This window comes from Vulgatibacter incomptus, assembly GCF_001263175.1.
GTDB classification, from domain to species: Bacteria; Myxococcota; Myxococcia; order Myxococcales; family Vulgatibacteraceae; genus Vulgatibacter; species Vulgatibacter incomptus.
This window is the reverse complement of the sequence record NZ_CP012332.1, coordinates 1,768,069-1,787,747: the sequence shown is the minus strand read 5'-3', so window position 1 is coordinate 1,787,747 and position 19,679 is coordinate 1,768,069. Positions and strand designations below refer to the sequence as shown.

Below are 19,679 nucleotides of genomic sequence, written 5' to 3'. Positions count from 1 at the left end.
CGCCCTTCGCTGGCCTACGCGGGGGCGGGGAGATTTCCAGGGATCCGCCGTTGCGGCCTGCCGGCGATTGCTGGTAAGGGCTGGCGCGAATTTCCTTGGAGGCATCCCCATGGCCGGCTCGAGGCGAGCGCTCCTCTCCGTTTCCGACAAGTCGAACCTCGTTCCCTTCGCGAAGGGCCTCTCCTCCCTCGGCTTCGAGCTGATCTCGACCGGCGGAACGGCCAAGGCGCTGAAGGACGCGGGCCTCCCGGTGATCCCGGTGGCCGAGGTGACGGGCGCCCCCGAGATCCTGGGCGGCCGGGTGAAGACGCTCCACCCGAAGATCCACGGCGGAATCCTCGCTCGGCTCGAGCTCGAGAGTGACCGGGCGGAGCTCGAGGCACAGGGGATCACGCCGATCGAGCTCGTGGTGGTGAACCTCTATCCCTTCCGCGAGACGGTGGCGAAGGGCGCTCCCTTCGCCGCGTGCGTGGAGGAGATCGACATCGGCGGACCCGCGATGATCCGGGCGTCGGCGAAGAACTCCGCCCACGTGGGCGTGGTCGTGGATCCCTCCGACTACGACGGCGTGCTCGGTGAGCTCCAGGACGAGGGCAAGCTCTCGCCCAACACCCGGCGGTCGCTGATGCGAAAGGCCTTCGCCCATACGGCGGCGTACGACGCGGCGATCTCCGAGTACCTCGGCGGCCTGCCGGCCGAGGAAGACGCGCCCGCGCCGGCCTTCTCCTCCTTCGTGGGGGCGATCGGCGTCGGGGGCCGGGTGCTGCGCTACGGCGAGAACCCGCACCAGGGCGGCGCCTTCTACCGTGTGGAGCCCGCGCCGAAGGAGCCCTCGATCGCCTGGGCCGAGGTCCTCGGCGGCAAGGAGCTCTCCTACAACAACCTGCTCGATCTCGAGTCGGCCCTCGCCTGTGTGAAGGAGTTCGACGAGCCGGCTTGTGTGATCATCAAGCACAATAATCCCTGCGGCGTGGCCACCGCCGCCGACCCGGCCGAGGCCTTCGATCGCGCCCGAGAGATCGATCCGGTCTCCGCCTTCGGCGGCATCGTGGCGCTGAACCGCCCGGTGGATCGCAAGGCCGCCGAGGCGCTCAAGGCGATCTTCCTCGAGTGCGTGATCGCGCCGTCGTACGACGACGAGGCGCGGGCCGTCCTCGCGGAGAAGAAGAACCTCCGCCTCCTCGCGGATCCCCTCCTGGGCCAGCCGCGCTCCTCCTGGATCCGCTCCGGCAAGGAGCTCCGCTCGATGGTCGGCGGGCTCCTCGTGCAGGATCGCGACCTCGGCGAGGTCTCCGAGGCGGGCCTGAAGCTCGTCACCAAGCGCGCGCCGACTGCGGACGAGGTCCGGGCCGCGCTCTTCGCTTGGAAGGTCTGCAAGCACGTGAAGAGCAACGCCATCGTCTTCGGCGCGCCGGATCGGATGCTCACCGCGGGTGCCGGCCAGACCTCCCGCGTGGACTCCGTGAAGATCGCCCGGATGAAGAGCCGCTTCCCCCTCCAGGGCAGCTCGGTCGCGTCGGACGCCTTCTTCCCGTTCCGCGACGGCCTCGACGAGATCGCCGACGCAGGCGCGACCTGCGTGATCCAGCCCGGTGGCTCGGTGAAGGACGCGGAGATCATCGCGGCCGCCGACGAGCGGGGCATCTCGATGCTGCTCACCGGCATGCGCCACTTCCGCCACTAAGAGGTTTCGAGCATGAAGGTCCTGGTCGTCGGAGGCGGCGGGCGCGAGCACGCGCTGTGTTGGAAGCTGGTACAGAGCCCGGCGCTCTCGAGGCTGATCGCCGCGCCCGGGAACCCCGGGATCGCGGGGCTCCCGAAGACGGAGCTCGCCGCAGTCGCCGCAGAGGACGTGGCGGGCCTCGTCGCCCTGGCCCGGAGCGAGGGCGTCGACCTGGTGGTGGTCGGACCGGAGAAGCCGCTCTCGCTCGGCCTCGCAGACGCCCTCGCGCTCGAAGGGATCCCCTGCTTCGGCCCGTCGAAGGCCGCCGCGGAGGTCGAGGCGTCCAAGGCCTTCGCGAAGGGGCTGATGGAGCGGGCGGGGATCCCCACCGCCGCGTTCGGCGTATTCGAGGACCCCGATGCCGCCAAGGTCTTCGCCGCCGGGATGGGCGGCAAGGTGGCGGTGAAGGCGGACGGCCTCGCCGCCGGCAAGGGCGTGGTGGTCTGCGACTCCCCCGAGGAGTCCGCCGCGGCCATCGACGAGATGATGGTCGACCGGGCCTTCGGCGCCGCCGGCGCCCGGGTGGTGATCGAGGAGAAGCTCGAAGGCGAGGAGGCGAGCCTCATCGCCCTGGTGGACGGCGAGCGCTATGTGCTCCTCGACGCGGCCCAGGATCACAAGCGGATCTTCGACGGGGACCAGGGGCCGAACACCGGCGGGATGGGCGCGTACTCGCCGACGCCTGCCGTGGACGACGCGATCCTCGCCCGGGTTCGGGAGGAGGTCATCGGCCCGGCCGTGCGGCAGCTCGCGAAGGAAGGGCGTCCGTTCCGCGGCGCGCTCTACGCCGGGCTGATGCTCACCGCGAAGGGCCCGAAGGTCATCGAGTTCAACGCCCGCCTCGGCGATCCCGAGACCCAGCCGATCCTGTTTCGCCTGGAGAGCGATCTCCTCGAGGTCCTCCTCGCTGCGGCGAAGGGCGATCTGAGCGGGATCGAGCTTCGCTTCTCGCCGGAGATCGCCCTCACCGTGGTGATGGCGGCGGCGGGCTATCCCGGCACGGTCCGCACCGGCGATCCCATCTCGGGCCTCGAGGAGGCAGGGGAGGGGGCGTTCGTCTTCCACGCCGGCACCACGGCGAAGGGCGGCGAGATCGTCACGGCCGGGGGCAGGGTCCTCGGGGTGACGGCCAAGGCCCCGTCTGTCGCAGAAGCCCGTGCGCGGGTGTACGAAGCCTGCTCGAAGATCGACTTCGCCGGAGCCCAGTTCCGGCGGGACATCGGGAAGCGGGCCCTGGGGCGCTAAGAACAACAGCGGCCGGCGCGGCTCGGCCTTGAAGTGGAGTGGATGAAATGAGCGAGAAGAATCCCCGCGTGTTGATCCTGATGGGCTCGGACTCCGACTGGACCGAGATGTCCGGGGCGCGCGACGCGCTTGCCGAGCTCGGGATCGCCTGCGACGTGCGGGTCTCGTCGGCCCACCGGACCCCGGAGCGCACCCACAAGCTCGTCCACGAGGCCCCCGGCCGCGGGATCGAGGTGATCATCTGTGGCGCCGGCGCCGCGGCGCACCTCGCCGGCGTGGTCGCCGCGTCGACGATCCTCCCCGTGATCGGCGTGCCCCTGGCCGGCGGCTCGACGCTCTCCGGCATGGACGCGCTGCTCGCGACCGCCCAGATGCCGGGCGGCGTCCCCGTCGCGACGGTTGCGATCGGCAAGGCGGGCGCCAAGAATGCGGGTTACCTGGCCGCCAGGATCATGGCCCTCCACGACAAGGAGCTTGCGCGGAGGCTCGAGGACTTCGTCGCCGGTATGGCGGCCGCCGTCGAGGAGAAGGACAGGAAGCTCCAGGAGAAGCTCTAGCCTGAGACGGATCCTCCATCTCTATCTGCTGCGTGAGGTGGTGCCGCCGTTCTTCGGCGCGCTCCTCTTCTTCACGCAGCTCTTCTTCGTCGCCCGGATGATCTCGGCGGCCGATGCGATCTTTGGCTCGGCCGTCGACCTGGGCGACGTCGTCGGGGTGCTGGTCTACCTGGTGCCCTCGCTGCTCAGCTTCGCGATGCCGGTCGCCTTCCTCCTCGGGGTCCTCATCGGGCTCGGGAGGCTCGCCGACGACCGCGAGCTCGTCGCCCTCGAGGCGACCGGTCACGGGAACGGGATGCTCCTGGTCACGCCGGTCGCTCTGGGGGTGTTCCTCACCGCCGTCATGCTCGTGATCACGACCTGGGCGTCGCCGGTGAGCCTGAAGCGCGCCCAGGGGCTGATGGCCGACCTCATCCGGCGGAACCTCGCCAACGGCGTGCAGCCCGGGGTCTTCTACGAGGACCTCTCGAACCTCACGGTCTTCGCCGCCGACGTGGACAAGAAGACCGGCGCCCTGGGGAACGTGCTGGTGGAGGACGCCCGGGAGTCGGGCTCGCCGATCCTGGTGCTGGCGCGCAAGGGGCGGATCCAGGCCAAGGACCCGTCCGGGGCGATGGTGCTGCACCTCGAGGACGGCGATCTCCACCGGGGACAGCCCAAGGGCGGCGGTTACGCCGTGGGCACCTTCGCCAAGGCCGAGGTCGCGGTGAACATGGACCGCGAGATCTGGCGGAAGAACAGCCTCGATCGCCGGATGGAGAACCAGACGCCGGCGGATCTGAAGGCGAACTACGACTACTACATGGAGAAGGGCGAGCCGGAGCTGGACTACCTCGTCGAGTTCCATCGGCGCTTCGCCCATCCCTTCGTGATGCTCTCGCTCTCGCTGGTCGGCGTTGCCGTCGCCGGTTCGGCGACCGGAAAGCGCAAGAGCGGCAAGGCCCTGGCCATCTCCTGGACCGTCGCGTTCCTGGTCGGATACTTCGTGATCGGCAAGATCACCGCCACCTTCGGCAACCGGGGCGATATGCCGGCGTGGCTGGCCGCGTGGGCGCCGGTCCTGCTGATGGGCGCGATGGGGGTGGGGATGCTCGTCTGGCGGCGTCAGCGGGGAGGTGCGGCTTGAGGAAGCCGTCGATCTTCGACTGGTATTTCGGGAGCACCTTCGCGAAGACGGCGGTGGCCACCCTCTCCGGCGTGCTCGCCGTGGTGCTGGTGGTGGACTTTGCCGACAGGGCCTACTCGTTCACGGGCGAGGGCTGGCTGCTGAACGTCATTCGCCTCTACGTGAATCTGGCCGCGGACTTCGGCTACCAGGTGACGCCGGGCGCCCTCGTCCTCGCCGCCGGGCTCACCACCAGCGCGGTCCGCGTGCAGGGTGAGCTCACCGCCTACTACTCGCTGGGAAACCGGCCCGGACGGATGATCGCGTCCATCCTCACGAGCTGCGCGCTGATCGTCACCGGCATCGTCCTCGTCAACGAGTGGGTGGTCGTGGGCGCCGCCAGCCGCGCGGAGGAGATGAAGCGCAACTTCGGCCGAAAGCCTGGCGATTTCCGCGCCTACCTCGAGCAGCAGCGGTGGTTCCGCAGCGGGTCGTGGGTCTACAACCTCCGCCAGGCGTCCGACTCGGGTTTCGAGGGGGTGAGCCTCTATCGCCTGGATCCGGACTTTCGTCTGGTTCAGCGGATCGACGCCGGGACCATGGAGTGGGATCCCGCCGGTCGCTGGCGGCTCTCCGACGTGACGGTCTCCGACTTCGACCAGGGGGAGCGGTCCCACGCGGAGCGGCTCCCGACCCTCGAGCTGGAGCTCCCCGAGGGCCTCGGCGACCTCCGGATCAAGACGGGCAAGCCGCGGCAGATGAGCCTCGTGCAGCTCTACCACCAGATCTTGCTCCGGCAACGGCTGGGCCTGGCCGACCTCGAGTTTCGGCACGAGCTCTACAACCGGCTGTCGTATCCCTTCGCGTCGGTGCCTGGGGCGCTGATCGCGATCCGCCTGGCGCTCCGGAAGAACCGCAGCGGACATGTGGCGATCTCGATCGCGGAGGCGCTGGGGGTCACGCTGGTGATGTTCTCCTTGTGGACGGCGTTCCGGGCCATCGGGATTTCGGGAGGGCTTCCGCCGGCACCGGCGGCGATGGCGCCCCTCGTCATCCTGATCGCGGTGGGCTCGGTGGCCGGGATCCCCGAGTTCCTGCTCACCCGTCGACGAGTGCCCACGACCCTGGTTTGACCGCGTCGGCCGCAGCCTCTACAACGGAGGTCCAACTCGGGTGGGTCGCGGGTGGAGATCCTCGCCAACGCTTCAAAGATCACGGTAGGCCCTCGCCTCCGCCTCGCGCTCGACGCCTCGCTGGCGTCCTGTGCGCTCGCGATCGGCGGCGGCCTCCCCTTTGCGTGGGCGGTCGTGGTCCCCGCAGCGCTGTTCGCGCTGGCGGCGCGGCCCTACCGCCCGACCGCCCTCGGCAAGCCCTACGCGCTCTTCGGCCTGGCATTCGGCGTGGGCACGCTGATCGCCCCCGGGGCGAGCCTGACCGCTGCACACGCATGGGCGATGGGCCGGCCTGGTGTCGCGATTCCGCTGACGGGAGCGGTGCGCGACGGCTCCCGGGCGTTTCGACTGGCGGTGCTCTTCGTCTTCGCAGTGGGTCTCAGGGCGATCGTCGAGCTCGTCGGGTCCCGCCCGGAGTCGTTCCCGATCACCTTCCTCTCCACGGCGGCGCTGGTGCTCCTCGCCGCCTCGTGGCTCGTCGGCGCCGGTGGGGGCCGCGCCCGGATCGTCGGCGCGGTAGCGGCGCTGCCGGTCGCCCTCGTCACGTGGAGGGCAGGGTCGCCGACGGCCTGGCTCGCCCTGGCGGGAGCCGTCGCGACGATGGCGATCCTCGGACGCCGGCCGCTGCGGGCGGCCCCGATCCTCCTCGCCGCCCTCGGTCTCTCGTGGGCCTCCGCGGTCGTTTTTGCTCCTTCGACTCCCGGTGATTCGGGTCAGGGGCTGGGCTTCCTCTGGTCCCGGACCCTCGAGGCGCTGGCCCGGGAGCCGATCGGCATCGGGGCGGGGAACTTCGCGGCGCGGACCGGCGAGGCCCTCGCCGCCCAGGGCCTCGAGCCGCAGGACCACCCCAGGAACAGCCTCCTCGCGGTGTGGACCGAGCACGGCCCGCTGGGCCTGGTGGCGGCGTTCTGGCTCTACTGCGCGAGCTTCGCCGCCCTGAGGCGGGGCTGGAAGGGCCTCCCGGAGGCCGACTCCGCCGCCCGCTCCATCGTGCTGGGCGCCGCTGGCGCCGTGGGCCTTCTGCTGGCGTGGTCCTTCGACCACGAACCCCTCAGCGAGCCGCTGATCGGCTTCGCCCTCGGCTTCCTCCTCTCGCTGGGCCTCGCGGCGGCGGGGGAGGCGGCGCTCCCGTCCGCCGAGGAAGGCCTGCTCTATGACGGAGGGTCCGCGCCCGAGGAGCGGGCGAGGAAGGCCGCCGCTGGCGCCGCCCTCGCGATCGCCGGCGCAGCTCTCGGGGGGACCGCCTCGCTCGGACTGGTGACGCCCGCCCTCGCCCGGGCGTCGCTCTGGCTCCTGGCCGCGCTCGTCGCGCTCCACCTCCCCTGGTTCGGCGGATCCCTGGCGCGCTCCCTCCGCGGGCTCATCGTCTTCGTCGGCGCCGCGATCCTGGCGACGAGGCCGTTCACTGCAGCGCTGGCGCCGGGCTCGGCCGAGTGGTGGAGGTCCGCCTCCGCAGGCGCGGCCCTCTGCGGATTGGGCGCCGCGATCGCGGGCGCCGGCCACGCGATCCGGCGTCCGGGGCGGATCGGCCCGGCTCCGGTGGCGGGGGCGCTCTGCTGCCTCGGCGTCCTGGGCTTCGTGGGATCGCTGGACTACGGGGTCGTCCGTGACTTCGCGGCAGGCTTCGAGCCGCTGCTCTCCTACAACTTCGCCGTGGCGGCCTGCCTGGTCTCGATGCTCTTCGTGGCGTGGTCGGGACCGCTCTCCTTCGGGGAGGCCGATCTCCAGGGGCGGGCCCGGCACCTGGCCCGCCTCCCGGCGGCGGCGGTGGCGGTGGGCCTCGCGGCGGTCGCGATGGCGGGGCTCCGATGAGGGTGGAGATCGCGGGGATTCCGGTCGATTGCCTCACGGCCCAGGAGGTCGTCGCCCGGGCGATGGCCCACTGCGAGGGGGCGGACTCGCCCCCGCTGACGATCCTCTCCTGCAACGTGGACATGGTGGTGAAGGCGTCTCGCGATCCGGGCTTCGCCAGGGCCCTCGCGAGCGGCGGCATCGTCACCGCCGACGGCATGCCCATCGTCTGGCTCGGCCGCCGCATGGGCGCCCGGGTTCCGGAGCGGGTGGCCGGCTCCGAGCTCGTGCCGCTCCTGGCGGAGGCCTGCGCCGCTGCCGGTCGGCGGATCTTCCTCTTCGGCGCCGCGCCCGGGGTCGCCGACGGCGCCGCCGAAGTGCTCCGTCGCAAGCATCCGAACCTGGCCGTGGCGGGCGTGCTCTCGCCCCCCATGGGCTTCGAGAAGGACGGCGATCGCCTGGGCGAAACGCTGGACGCGGTGAAGCGCGCGGCCCCCGACGTGCTCTTCGTGGCGATGGGCGCGCCTCGCCAGGAGCGGTTCATCGCCGAGCACGCCCATGCCCTTGGCGCGAAGGTGATCCTGGGGATCGGCGGCAGCCTCGACATGCTCGCGGGCCGGGTGCGGCGGGCGCCGCCGTGGGTGCAGCGGAGCGGCTTCGAATGGCTCTGGCGCCTCTCCCGAGAACCGCGCCGCCTCTTTCGCCGCTACCTGGTGGAGGACGTCGCCTTCCTGCCGATCGCTTGGCGGGCGCTTCGCCGCAGGGGGGATTGATCCCTGCGGCGACCGTGCTAGGCTTTCGCTCCTTCGTTCGGCGTGGCGGGTGCTCGCAAGGCTCCAGGGTCTCTTTCGTTGAGGCTCGGAGCGGGGTGGACGTGTGCCCTTTCGCCGCGGCGCGGCTGTCCGAGTTGCGACATTCCTGCCGCGGCCGCCGAACGATTCACGCTCGAAGGGGTCGAAACCGGTAAGACTTTCGCGCCCGCGAACCGCTCGCGGAGCATGGAGATCCATCGACGGGCGTGCTTTCCGGCACTTGGACGGCTGGCTGGGTCTCCACGGGCGTTGGCCCGATATTCGCAACGTGGAAGGTCGAGCGCTCTGCTGCTCCCAGGCCCTGGCGACCACGCCGGCCGAGCCGGGGCTCTCCCCTCGCGAACCCTCGGGCTCGCGGCGGTACATCCCGCACCGGCCGAGGTGCACGTTCGCCCGTGCCCCCTCGCTGGAATGCCAGCCTGCTAGCCGCTGCGGCGAGCACCCCGCCACGCCGGACGGTGCGCAGCGAGCTTCCCTCCTCCCATACGACTCCACGACGAATGCTCCGGGAATCCGGGCTGTTTCGTCCGAAGGAGATGAACGGGTCGCCTTTACGGGTGGGGGATCCGCCGGTACAGTGCGGCCCATTCGCGCCCGGCCTCGACCCAGACCGAAGGCCCGAGGCGCGGGGAGGACACGCTTGCGCGCTTCCATGATCCGTGGCCGCCGACTCCGCCGAGGCGAGGCCCTTCGCTCCCTGGTCCGGGAGACCGAGCTCTCGGTCTCCGATCTGATCCTTCCGCTCTTCGTCGAGCCGGGGAAGGGCATCCGCCGGCCCATCGCCTCGATGCCCGGCGTCTTCAACCACTCGGTCGACACCCTCGTGGAGGAGGCGAAGCGGGCCCACGACCTCGGGATCCCGGCCGTCCTCCTCTTCGGCGTGCCGGACCACAAGGACGAGCTGGGCACCTCGGGCTACGAGGACGACGGGATCGTCCCCACGGCCGTGCGGGCGCTGAAGGAGGCCGCCCCTGGCCTGCTGGTCATCACGGACGTCTGCCTCTGCGAGTACACGGTCCACGGCCACTGCGGCGTCCTCCGCCACGGTGAGGTGCAGAACGACGAGACGCTCCCGCTCCTGGCGCGCACGGCGCTGGCCTACGCGAGGGCCGGTGCCGACATCGTCGCGCCTGCCGATATGATGGACGGCAGGGTCCACGCGATCCGGCAGACCCTCGACGAGAGCGGCTTCAGCCAGCTCCCGATCATGAGCTACGCGGCCAAGTACGCCTCGGCCTTCTACGGGCCCTTCCGCGACGCGGCCCAGAGCGCGCCGAGCGAGGGGGACCGCCGCGGCTACCAGATGGATCCCGCGAATGCGCGGGAGGCGCTGCGCATGGTGAAGCGGGACGTGGAGGAGGGCGCCGACATCGTGATGGTGAAGCCGGCCCTCGCCTACCTGGACGTGATCCGCCGGGTGCGCGACGAGGTGGACGTGCCGGTGGCCGCGTACAACGTGTCCGGCGAGTACGCGATGCTCCAGGCCGCCGCCCGGAACGGGTGGATCGATGGCCCCAGGGCGATCCTCGAGACCCTGACCTCGATCAAGCGCGCCGGCGCCGACCTGATCATCACGTACCACGCGCTGGAGGCGGCCCAGGCCCTCCGATGAGCCAGAGCACGCAGACCAAGGGCAGCGCCCGCCGGCAAGGCTCGCCCTATCCGAAGGCGGAGCTGGCTCCCAGGCTCCTGGCGAAGGCGGTTGACCTCTTCGTCGCGGGCCTCTTCGCCTGGTTCATCCCCTCCGTCGGCGTGGCGATGGCGCTCGCCTATCTGCTCTTCGCCGACGGCCTCCCCAACGGGCAGTCCCCGGGCAAGCGGCTCCTGGGCGTGAAGGCGGTTCACGTTCCCACGCGTCGCTCCTGCACACCGGCCCAGTCGCTCGTGCGGAACCTGCCGATCGCGATCGGCTTCGCGTTCCTCACGAACGTCTTCCTCGCGATGGTCGCGATCCCGATCGCGCTCTTCGAGCTCTACATGGCGTCGAGCGACGCCCTCGGTGTCCGGATCGGCGACATCTTCGCCGATACCCAGGTGATCGACGGCAAGGTCCCCCTCGACGTGCGCGCCTCGACGGAGGACTTGCTGCGGCGGGCCCACGCGCTGGGGCGGGACGTGGGAGGCCCCGCGGAGGTCCAGACCCGCGACGCCGCTCCCTGATGTCCGAAAGCCGACACGCTTCTTCCCGATGGCGGAATGAAGCGGGATCGCGGCATGCTCTACGCCCAAGCGACGGCATCGATCCGGCGCCGGGAGAGCCCATCAGATGCGCATCGCGCTGACGCACAACCTCCGCCTCTCGGACTCGGAGGACGAGGCGGAGTTTGACTCGAAGGACACGGTGGACGCCCTCGCGGGCGCCCTCGAACGGCTGGGACACCGCGTGGAGCGGATCGAGGTCTCGGGGCCTGCCAGCCGGACCGTCGCCCGCCTCGAGGCGTACTCGCCGGACCTGATCTTCAACGCCGCCGAAGGGAGGCGTGGCCGGTTCCGGGAGGCGTTCTTCCCGGCGCTCTTCGAGGAGCTCGGCATGCCCTACACGGGCAGCGACTCCTACGCGCTCACCGTCAGCCAGGACAAGCAGCTCGCGAAGATGATCTTCGCGCAGCAGGGCCTCGTGACGCCCCGCTGGCAGTTCGTCGACAGGCTCGAGCGCCTCGACGTCCGCTCGCTCCCGTTCCCGGTGATCGTGAAGCCGAACTTCGAGGGCTCCTCCAAGGGGATCGGCCAGGACTCCGTGATCGAGGACCCCGCGCGGCTGCCCGCCTTCGTGGCCGAGCAGCTCCGGCGCTACCCGGCGGGCCTGATCGTGGAGCAGTACGTCCCGGGGAGGGACATCTCCGTCCCCTACCTCGGCGCCCTGGCCGACGGGCCGGGCAAGGGGATCCTCACGCCGATCGAGTACGTCGTCGGCGCCGAGGCGGATCGCCGCTACCCGATCTTCGACTACGAGACCAAGTCCGGGAATCGGCGGAGCGCGCTCACGCGGCGGCCGGCGGAGCTCGGGCGATCGGTGGCGGAGGCCGTCCGCCTCGCGGCCCGGCGCGCCTTCGAGATCCTCGACTGCCGCGACCTGGGCAGCGTCGACTTCCGGGTCACGCCGGACGGGGCGGTCCACCTCCTCGAGATCAACCTGCTCCCTTCGCTGGAGCCCGGCTCGTCGCTCTTCGCGGCGGCGGCCCTCGAGGGCCTGCACTTCGACGGCGTGCTCGACGCGGTGATCAAGAGCGCCACGAAGCGCTACGCCATCAAGGACTCCGGCAGGCCCAAGGCGAAGCCGCGCAAGGTCGGGCCCCTCAAGGTCGGCTTCGCCTTCAACGTGAAGCGGGTCACGCCCACGCTGGACGGGCAGAGCGACTCCGAGGCCGAGTACGACTCGCCCAAGACCCTCCAGGCGATCCGCGAGGCCATCGCCTCCTATGGGCACGAGGTGGTGGATCTCGAGGCCACGTCGGAGCTCCCGACGATCCTCGCGAGCTCCCAGGTGGACGTCGTCTTCAACATCGCCGAGGGCCTGAAGGGCCGGAACCGGGAGTCGCAGGTCCCCGCGCTCCTCGAGCTCCTCGACATCCCCTACACCGGCAGCGATCCCGCCGCCCTCTCGATCACCCTCGACAAGGGCCTCGCCAAGCGGATGGTCCGCACCCACGGGATCCTCACGCCCCAGTACTTCCTGATGCAGACGGGGAAGGAGAAGCTGCCGCGGGATCTGCGCTGGCCCCTGATGGTCAAGCCGGTGGCCGAGGGCTCCTCCAAGGGCGTGATCTCCAAGAGCGTCTGCGACACCGAGGCGGAGCTGCGCGAGGTGGCGCGGGAGCTGGCGGCCAAGTACCGCCAGCACGTCCTCGTGGAGGAGTACATCCTGGGCCGTGAGTTCACGGTGGGCCTGCTCGGCGAGCGGCGGCCCCGGGCCCTGCCGCCGATGGAGATCGTCTTCCTCGACAAATCGATGAAGAACCCGATCTACAGCTTCGAGATGAAGCAGGATTGGGACGCCCGGATCCGCTACGACACGCCGGCGCAGGTGGACGACAAGACCCGCCGCAAGCTCGAGGAGTGCGCCCGGGACGCGTTCGTGGCGCTGGGCTGCCGCGACGTGGCGCGGATCGACTTCCGCATGGACGACCACGGGCGGATCTACTTCCTGGAGTGCAACCCGCTGCCGGGGCTGACGCCGGGGTGGAGCGATCTGGTGCTGATCTCGCAGGCGGCGGGCATGGATTACCGGACGCTGATCGGCGAGATCCTCTCGGGCGCCATCCGTCGGTACAAGGAGCGGGTCCGCGAGCGCCGGGCGATGATCACGGCGGACGGCCCGCGCATGCACCGCAAGGTCGAGCAGGACAAGGTCGCGGCCCGGCTCCTGGAGCCCGCCTTCGCCGAACCGGAGGCGGCGGCGTTCTCGGCGGCGTCCGGCTCCGAGTGGGCCTCGGCGATGGACGTCGTCGATCGCATCGAAGGAGCGCTTGCCGAAGCCCCGGGGGAAGCCCCGGGGGAAGGCCCGGGGGAAGGCCAGGGGGAAGGGGAGTCGCCCACCGGGAGCGATCCGCGGTAGCGAGTCCTCTCCGTCCACCGGTTGGCTTTTCGGCTCGGCCGGTGGCGGCAGTCTCTCGGGTGCGGCGCTAGATTTCCTCGAGGTGCATGGAGCGCCGAGGGCCCGAGGGGATGCGGAAATGTCGCTCGCAGGGAAAAAGGTCGTCGTAGTCGGTGGATCGTCGGGGATCGGCTTGGAGATCGCGCGGCAGGCGATCGCCCAGGGCGCCAGCGCGGTCGTCGCGAGCCGCTCGGCCCGAAGGCTCTCGGCGGCGGTAGCGGATCTCGGCGAGCGCGCGCAGGCGGCGCAGGTCGATCTCTCGGACGAGGCCTCCGTCCGCACGCTCTTCCAGGGGATCGGGGCCTTCGATCACCTGGTGCTCACCGCCGCGGATCTGGCCTACGGGCCTCTTCTCCAGCTCGACCTCGCTGCCGCCCGCCGCACCATCGACACCAAGGTCTGGGGCTACCTCTGCGCCGCGCGCCATGGGGCTCCGCACCTCCGCAGGGACGGATCGATCACGCTCTTTTCGGGCCTCGCCGCCCACAAGCCGACCGTGGGGGCCGCGATGGTCGCCACCGTGAACGGCGCGGTGGAGGCGCTTGGCCGTGCCCTGGCGGTCGAGCTCGCCCCGCTGCGGGTGAACGTCGTCTGTCCGGGCGTGGTCGAGACGCCCGCTTGGAGCGGCATGCCGGAGGAGCAGCGGAAGCGCTTCTTCTCCGCCACGGCGCAGTCGCTCCCCGCGCGCTGCATCGGCGCGCCGACCGATCTCGCCGAGGCGGCGCTCTTCGTGATGCAGAACCGGTTCACGACCGGCTCCCTGGTCCACGTCGACGGCGGAGCGCGGCTCGGCTGACCCGCCTGGCTGCGCTGGGGCACCGCCCGTTCGCGGGCGATTCGGTGATGGGGCTTCGCTCGTGGGATGGGACCGGACGATCCGCTGGTCCACGGTGGCCTTCATCGTCGCCTTCGTGGCGACGCTGATCGCGTTCGTCGTCGTCATCTGGACGTACCTCATCCCCGTCCTGGTGGGCGCCTTCGCGGCCGTCCTCTTCGACGCGCCCCACGAGGCCCTGGTCAAGAAGTTCAAGGGGCGGCGCGGGCTGGCCGCAGGCACCTCGACCCTCGCCGTCACGCTCCTCGTCTTCGTGCCGCTGGCCACCGTGGTCTTCGTGCTGGTCGAGCAGGCGATCGAGCTGGTGGGCAAGCTGAAGGAGTACCTCGGTCCCGGCGGGCTCGAGGAGCTCCTCGGCGGGCGCGTCCCTGCCGCCTTGCAACCCCTGGTGGCGCGGCTCCAGGAGATCGGCGCGGGCCAGCAGGTGCAGACGATGCTCAGCTCCCTGGGAAGCTTCTTCACCAAGTGGCTCGGGGCGGCGTTGGGGGCGACCACGCGCCTCCTCGTCGAAACCATCCTGGCGATCGTCTCGATGTACTACTTCTTCCTCGACGGGAAGCGGTACCTAGTCCAGGTCTCGAAAGCGACGCCCCTCGACCCCACCTACGAGGCGGAGCTCGTCGAGGAGTTCCGGGACGTGTCCCAGACGATGGTCTTCGTGAACATCGTCACCGCCGTGGTCCAGGGCCTCGTGGGGGGGATCGGCTTCCTGATCGTAGAGGTGCCCACCCCGCTGGTGTGGGCGGTGCTCATGTCGTTCCTCTCGCTGGTCCCGATCCTCGGCACGGGCCTGGTGTGGGCGCCGGCCGGGGTCATCCTGATCCTCACGGGCCGCACGGTGGCCGGGATCTTCCTGCTGGCGTGGGGTCTCCTCATCGTCGGGACGGTCGACAACGTGCTCCGGCCGATCCTGGCGAAGGGTCACATCCGCCTGCACCCGCTCTTGGTCTTCCTCACGATCTTCGGAGGCCTGATCGTCTTCGGGGCGGTCGGCGTGATCATCGGTCCGCTGATCGGCTCGCTGTTCACGGCGATGGTGCGGATCTGGAAGCGGGACTTCGCGCCGCGGCTGGCCTCGCGATGACCTAGGCGATGGCCCCGGCCGGCTTCCTGGGGTCGAGCACCCGGAGTGCGAGCGGCGCAGACATCAGCCGACCGATGGCCGAGAGCACGAAGAGCACCTGGAGGTTCTGGACGGGCTTTCCCAGGAGGAAGAGCGTGTCGGGAAGGAGCTGCGCGAGCACTCCGCCGAAGAGCGCCGCCGCCGCGAAGGCGAGTCCGCCCGCCGCCGCGAAGGTCGCGAGATAGTAGGGGCGCTTCTCGCGGGGGGCGATCGCGAGCGGGAGCTCGAACGCCGAGAGCGAGTGACCCGCCCAGAGGGTGCCCGCGGTCAGGGCGTCGAGGGCGATCACCCAGAGCAGCACGGAGGGTGAAGGGGACAGCCACACGAGAGGGGTGACGAAGAGGCCGAAGGAGCAGAACACCAGGACCCGCTTGGGCCCGAGGCGATCCAGCGCCCGTCCCCAGACCGGCGTCGCCATCGTCCGCACCAGCGCGGTGGCGGCGGCCTGGGCCGCCACCAGGGCGAATCCCATGCGCAGGTTGGTGAGCAGGTGCAAGGCGAAGAAGCTGGACGAGATCCCGATCGCGGCGTTCCAGGCCACCTGGTACGCCAGCAGCCGCTTCGAGGCCGGATCGCGGAGCACGCAGGAGGCGGCAGCGGCGAGCCGCAGGCATCCATTCTCGTCGGGGCGCGCGCCTTCGGGCTCGTGCTGGCGCCGCAGCATCGGCGCGGTGGCGAGGCCGGCCACGATCGCGACCGCCGCCAGGCCCGAGAGCGCGATCGGCTCGAGGCCGAGGAGCTCGGAGCGCTGGATGACGATCCCGGCGAGGAGGGCGACGCTCGCGCCGCTCAGGGTGGTCAGGGCGCTTCGCATGCCGAAGTAGCGGCATCGCATCGTCGCCGGCACGAGCTCGCCGACCCACGAGGTCCAGGCGTTCGTGCCGACCACGGCCAGCAGCGTGTTGGCCGCGGCCACGGCGAAGAGGAGGTCGCGCTTGGTATCCAGCTCGGCGCCGAGGAAGGGGATCACCACCAGCGGGAGCAGCGAGAGTCGCGAGGCGGTGAACGCGACGATCGCGACCCGGCGCCCGCCCAGCCTCGAGGTCAGCAGGGCCGATGGGAGCTGGACGATCTGTGCCAGGAAGGGGAGGGAGCCCAGGATCGCGACGAGGACCGGGCTGCACTGCAGGTAGAGCGCCCACGCGATGAGCGTGGCTCCGCCCGCGCACGCGGTGACGACCTCGGCGGTCATTCCCTCGGCGGTGCAGTACGCGAGAGAGCGCTTCGTCCGGTCGGTGTCGCCGCCCGCGGAATCCTCCGTGGGAGGGTCGCCGGGCGCGATCGGGGGAGCGGCGGGGATGGGGTCGGCGAGCCGATCCTCCATCCGAGCAGGTTCATCGATTTCGACAGGGGCAGGGAGCAGTGCGGCGTCGGACAAGGTCGCGGTCGACGGGGGGAAGGACCCCGTCGATCGGGCAACAGATCCGCGCCGCGCGCATTCCGGCGACGGCTACTTGGTGGCGGTCGACGTGGTGGGCGTGCTCGTGGAGGAGGATGATCCGCTCGACGAGGCGGACGAGCTGCCGCTCGCTGGAGCGGACGAGCCGCCGCTCGCCGAGGCGGACGAGCCGCCGCTCGACTTGGACGCGTCGCCCTTCGAGGTGGAGCTGTAGAGGTCGGCGTACCAGCCGCCGCCCTTGAGCTGGAAGCTGGAGCGGCTCACGACCTTCTCGAGGGTGGAGGCGCCGCCACAGGCGGGGCAGCTCTCGGGGGCAGGGTCCGAGACCTTCTGGAGGACCTCGGTGAGGCCCCCGCACGTCGCACACTGGTATTCGTAGATGGGCATGTCGTGGGCTGATCTAATCGAGAGGCCTTCGTCGTTCAAGCGACACGGCCGATGGTGGCCTCAGCGGCCCCGGGGCGGCGGACGCCGATCGGTGCCGCGCGCAGGCCCCCTCGGGGCATCGCCGGACGGGCGGGGACGAGACGGCCGATCGAAGCCGCGATTGGGGCGGTCGCCGTCGCGTCGGGGGCCGAAGCTGTTCGAGCGCGGCCGATCGCCGTCGCGCGGCGGGCCGAAGCTGTTCGGGCGCGGACGATCGCCATCGCGCGGCGGGCCGAAGTTGCTCGAGCGCGGCCGATCGCCATCGCGCGGCGGACCGAAGCTGCTCGAGCGCGGCCGATCGCCATCGCGCGGCGGACCGAAGCTGCTCGAGCGCGGCCGATCGCCGTCGCGCGGCGGACCAAAGCGGTTCGGGCGCGGCCGATCGCCATCGCGCGGCGGGCCGAAGCTGTTCGAGCGCGGCCGATCGCCATCGCGCGGGGGGCCGAAGCTGTTGGAGCGCGGCCGATCGCCGTCGCGCGGGGGGCCGAAGCTGCTCGAGCGCGGCCGATCGCCGTCGCGCGGCGGGCCAAAGCGGTTCGAGCGCGGCCGATCGCCATCGCGCGGCGGGCCGAAGCTGTTCGAGCGCGGCCGATCGCCGTCGCGCGGCGGGCCGAAGCTGTTCGAGCGAGGCCGATCGCCATCGCGCGGCGGGCCGAAGCTGTTCGAGCGCGGCCGATCGCCATCGCGCGGCGGGCCGAAGCTGTTCGAGCGAGGCCGATCGCCATCGCGCGGCGGGCCGAAGCTGTTCGAGCGCGGCCGATCGCCATCGCGCGGAGGTCCAAAGCCGCCGGAGCGCGGCCGATCGCCGTCGCGCGGAGGTCCGAAGCCGCCAGAGCGCGGCCGATCGCCGTCGCGCGGCGGGCCCAAGCTGTTCGAGCGCGGCCGATCGCCGACGCGCGGAGGTCCGAAGCCGCCAGAGCGCGGCCGATCGCCGTCGCGCGGAGGTCCGAAGCCGCCAGAGCGCGGCCGATCGCCGTCGCGCGGGGGTCCGAAACCGCCGGACCGCGGTCGATCGCCGCCGCGGGGCGGTCCGAAGCCGCCAGAGCGCGGTCGATCGCCGTCACGCGGAGGTCCGAATCCGCCGGACCGCGGCCGATCGCCGTCGCGCGGCGGGCCAAAGCTGTTCGAGCGCGGCCGATCGCCGTCGCGCGGCGGGCCAAAGCTGTTCGAGCGCGGCCGATCGCCGTCGCGCGGCGGGCCAAAGCTGTTCGAGCGCGGCCTGTCGCCGTCGCGCGGCGGACCGAAGCCGCCAGAGCGGGGCCGATCGCCGTCGCGCGGAGGCCCGAAGCCGCCAGACCGCGGCCGATCGCCGTCGCGCCTGGGGCCGAAGCTGTTCGAGCGCGGCCTGTCGCCGTCGCGCCGGGGGCCGAAGCTGTTCGATCGCGGACGGTCGCCGTCGCGCGGCGGTCCGAAGCCGCCCGAACGCGGCCTGATGCCGTCACGCCTGGGGCCGAAGCCGCCGGTCCGCGGCCGCTCGCCCTCACGCTTGAACCCGAAACCACTGGCACGCGGCCGCTCGCCGTCGCCGTGGGCGCCGTCCGGACGGGGCCGGTCGCCGATGCGCGGGGGGCCGAAGCCCTCCGACCGGGAACCTCCGGAGCGTCGATCGCCTCGGACGAACGAACCCGGACGGCCCTCGGGGCCGGACCGCGGGGTCGGCGCGGGCATTTCCGGAGGCGGAACGCCCAGGCGCTCTGCGGCGACGAACAGCAGCCGGTAGTGGGTCTGGGCCTTGCGCCAGAGCTTCGGCTCGATCCCGAGCGAACGACGTGCGAGCTCCGTGAGCACGGACGGCTCCGTCGTCGGGGTCTCCGAGGCGGCCTCGAGGGCCTCGTCGAGCTCGTCGAGGTTCCGCTCGTCGAGCTCCTCGAGGACCCCGGCGTCGCGGAGCTGCTCGGTGCGGGAGCAGGCCAGCAGGAGACGCTCGGCGAGGGCCGAGTCGGCGCGGGCCTCCTCGCGGGTCCTCTCCTTGAGCTCCGCCGCCTCGGCGCCCAGGTCGTACTTGGCGATCAGGTTGCGGAGCTCCGCGGGCGCGAGGCCGAGGGCCCGGCGGATCGGGGGCTCGAAGCCGCGCTGCTGCCGGAGCAATGCCCGGAGGCCTTCGCGCTCCACGTGCGTGAAGCGCTCCTCGAGGCCGTGGGTGGCAAGGAGGCGCCCCAGATCGGAGGGGCCGAAGGGCCTGCCGTCCTCTCGGCCGTAGAGCGAGTCGATCCGCGACTGCAGGGCGTGACGGTTGGCGCGGAGCTCGTCGATCAGCTCCGACAGCACGTCGCGCGAGAGCTCGCGGAGCGGCCTCTTCGCCACGGGACCGCTGACGAAGCGGCCGAACTGCGGAACGCCTGGCGTCCGCCCGGGGCGGGGCGCCGGAGCCTCCGGCTCGGAATCCGCGTCATCCGCCTCGGCCTTCGCTTCCGCCTCCGCCGTCTGGGTTTCGCGGCGAAGCTCGACCTCGGCTCGGGTCCGCCTCGTCGGGCCGGTGGGCGCGGCCTTCTTTCGGCGCGGTTTGCGAGGGGCCTCCGGCTTCGGCTCCTCGATCGCTGGGGCAACGGTCTCGTCTTCGAGGAACTCGTCGCCGGGGAGGATGTCCTCGGCGAACTGGGGGACGAGAGAAGGATCGAGCGGGAAGCGGTGGGGGCTCATGGGGCGCGCACCATCGGGCCCAAGGCCATTGGTGTCAAGGACGGGAAAAAATGAGTCATACCACGACCTCTTCGTGGGCTCTCGAGTGGAACCTTTTTCGAGGTGCGAAGCCTTCCGCGGACGTGCGGGCGCCGTGGGAGCGTCCGGGGCCGCGCGCGGAGGATCGGCGATCCGAAATGCCGGACGAATTGAGATCGGTTTGCAGTTGCTCGGATAGAACGATATCCCTGTTCCTTACACGACCCGACCGGAGGGCC

General features: G+C 71.4%; 15 protein-coding genes. 12 read left to right on the top strand and 3 right to left on the bottom strand.

Features of this window, described 5'->3' with window-relative positions:
* Positions 1 to 109 precede the first annotated feature (109 nt).
* From purH to AKJ08_RS07280, 12 genes are all read left to right on the top strand, one after another.
* Positions 110 to 1,684, top strand: coding sequence for a bifunctional phosphoribosylaminoimidazolecarboxamide formyltransferase/IMP cyclohydrolase (gene purH / locus AKJ08_RS07335; protein ID WP_050725469.1), 1,575 nt, complete (start codon positions 110 to 112; stop codon positions 1,682 to 1,684).
* A 12-nt stretch (positions 1,685 to 1,696) separates the two neighbouring features.
* Positions 1,697 to 2,968 carry a phosphoribosylamine--glycine ligase gene (purD, locus tag AKJ08_RS07330; RefSeq protein ID WP_050725468.1) on the top strand — a complete coding sequence of 424 codons (1,272 nt, stop codon included), beginning with the start codon at positions 1,697 to 1,699 and terminating at the stop codon, positions 2,966 to 2,968.
* Between the two features lie 47 nt (positions 2,969 to 3,015).
* On the top strand, positions 3,016 to 3,525 hold the full coding sequence (purE, locus tag AKJ08_RS07325; protein ID WP_050725467.1) for a 5-(carboxyamino)imidazole ribonucleotide mutase: 510 nt from the start codon (positions 3,016 to 3,018) through the stop codon (positions 3,523 to 3,525).
* Entirely contained in the window at positions 3,443 to 4,651 is a 1,209-nt protein-coding gene (locus tag AKJ08_RS07320) for an LptF/LptG family permease (RefSeq protein ID WP_082342854.1), read from the top strand. The genes purE and AKJ08_RS07320 overlap by 83 nt, the downstream gene beginning before the upstream one ends.
* Positions 4,648 to 5,763, top strand: a complete 1,116-nt coding sequence (locus AKJ08_RS07315) for an LptF/LptG family permease (RefSeq protein ID WP_050725465.1) — start codon at positions 4,648 to 4,650, stop codon at positions 5,761 to 5,763. Before AKJ08_RS07320 ends, AKJ08_RS07315 begins: the two co-directional genes overlap by 4 nt.
* A 51-nt stretch (positions 5,764 to 5,814) precedes the next feature.
* Complete coding sequence (locus tag AKJ08_RS07310) at positions 5,815 to 7,614, top strand: O-antigen ligase family protein (protein ID WP_050725464.1); 1,800 nt, start codon at positions 5,815 to 5,817, stop codon at positions 7,612 to 7,614.
* Positions 7,611 to 8,366, top strand: coding sequence for a WecB/TagA/CpsF family glycosyltransferase (locus tag AKJ08_RS07305; RefSeq protein WP_082342850.1), 756 nt, complete (start codon positions 7,611 to 7,613; stop codon positions 8,364 to 8,366). The genes AKJ08_RS07310 and AKJ08_RS07305 overlap by 4 nt, the downstream gene beginning before the upstream one ends.
* A gap of 691 nt (positions 8,367 to 9,057) precedes the next feature.
* On the top strand, positions 9,058 to 10,017 hold the full coding sequence (hemB, locus tag AKJ08_RS07300) for a porphobilinogen synthase (RefSeq protein ID WP_050725462.1): 960 nt from the start codon (positions 9,058 to 9,060) through the stop codon (positions 10,015 to 10,017).
* Complete coding sequence (locus tag AKJ08_RS07295; RefSeq protein ID WP_050725461.1) at positions 10,014 to 10,565, top strand: RDD family protein; 552 nt, start codon at positions 10,014 to 10,016, stop codon at positions 10,563 to 10,565. Before hemB ends, AKJ08_RS07295 begins: the two co-directional genes overlap by 4 nt.
* Positions 10,566 to 10,671: 106 nt before the next feature.
* Positions 10,672 to 12,960, top strand: coding sequence for a D-alanine--D-alanine ligase family protein (locus AKJ08_RS07290; RefSeq protein WP_050725460.1), 2,289 nt, complete (start codon positions 10,672 to 10,674; stop codon positions 12,958 to 12,960).
* A gap of 118 nt (positions 12,961 to 13,078) precedes the next feature.
* Positions 13,079 to 13,795, top strand: a complete 717-nt coding sequence (locus tag AKJ08_RS07285; RefSeq protein ID WP_050725459.1) for an SDR family oxidoreductase — start codon at positions 13,079 to 13,081, stop codon at positions 13,793 to 13,795.
* A gap of 61 nt (positions 13,796 to 13,856) precedes the next feature.
* Positions 13,857 to 14,918 carry an AI-2E family transporter gene (locus AKJ08_RS07280; protein ID WP_082342848.1) on the top strand — a complete coding sequence of 354 codons (1,062 nt, stop codon included), beginning with the start codon at positions 13,857 to 13,859 and terminating at the stop codon, positions 14,916 to 14,918.
* Between the two features lies 1 nt (position 14,919).
* Here AKJ08_RS07280 and AKJ08_RS07275 read toward each other — a convergent pair whose 3' ends face one another.
* From AKJ08_RS07275 to AKJ08_RS07265, 3 genes are all read right to left on the bottom strand, one after another.
* Positions 14,920 to 16,281, bottom strand: coding sequence for an MFS transporter (locus AKJ08_RS07275; protein WP_082342846.1), 1,362 nt, complete (start codon positions 16,279 to 16,281; stop codon positions 14,920 to 14,922).
* Between the two features lie 126 nt (positions 16,282 to 16,407).
* Positions 16,408 to 16,743 carry an FmdB family zinc ribbon protein gene (locus AKJ08_RS07270; RefSeq protein ID WP_050725457.1) on the bottom strand — a complete coding sequence of 112 codons (336 nt, stop codon included), beginning with the start codon at positions 16,741 to 16,743 and terminating at the stop codon, positions 16,408 to 16,410.
* Between the two features lie 60 nt (positions 16,744 to 16,803).
* The gene (locus tag AKJ08_RS07265) at positions 16,804 to 19,422 is read right to left on the bottom strand and encodes a hypothetical protein (RefSeq protein WP_050725456.1); all 2,619 of its coding nucleotides are present in this window, start codon (positions 19,420 to 19,422) and stop codon (positions 16,804 to 16,806) included.
* Positions 19,423 to 19,679: the final 257 nt, after the last annotated feature.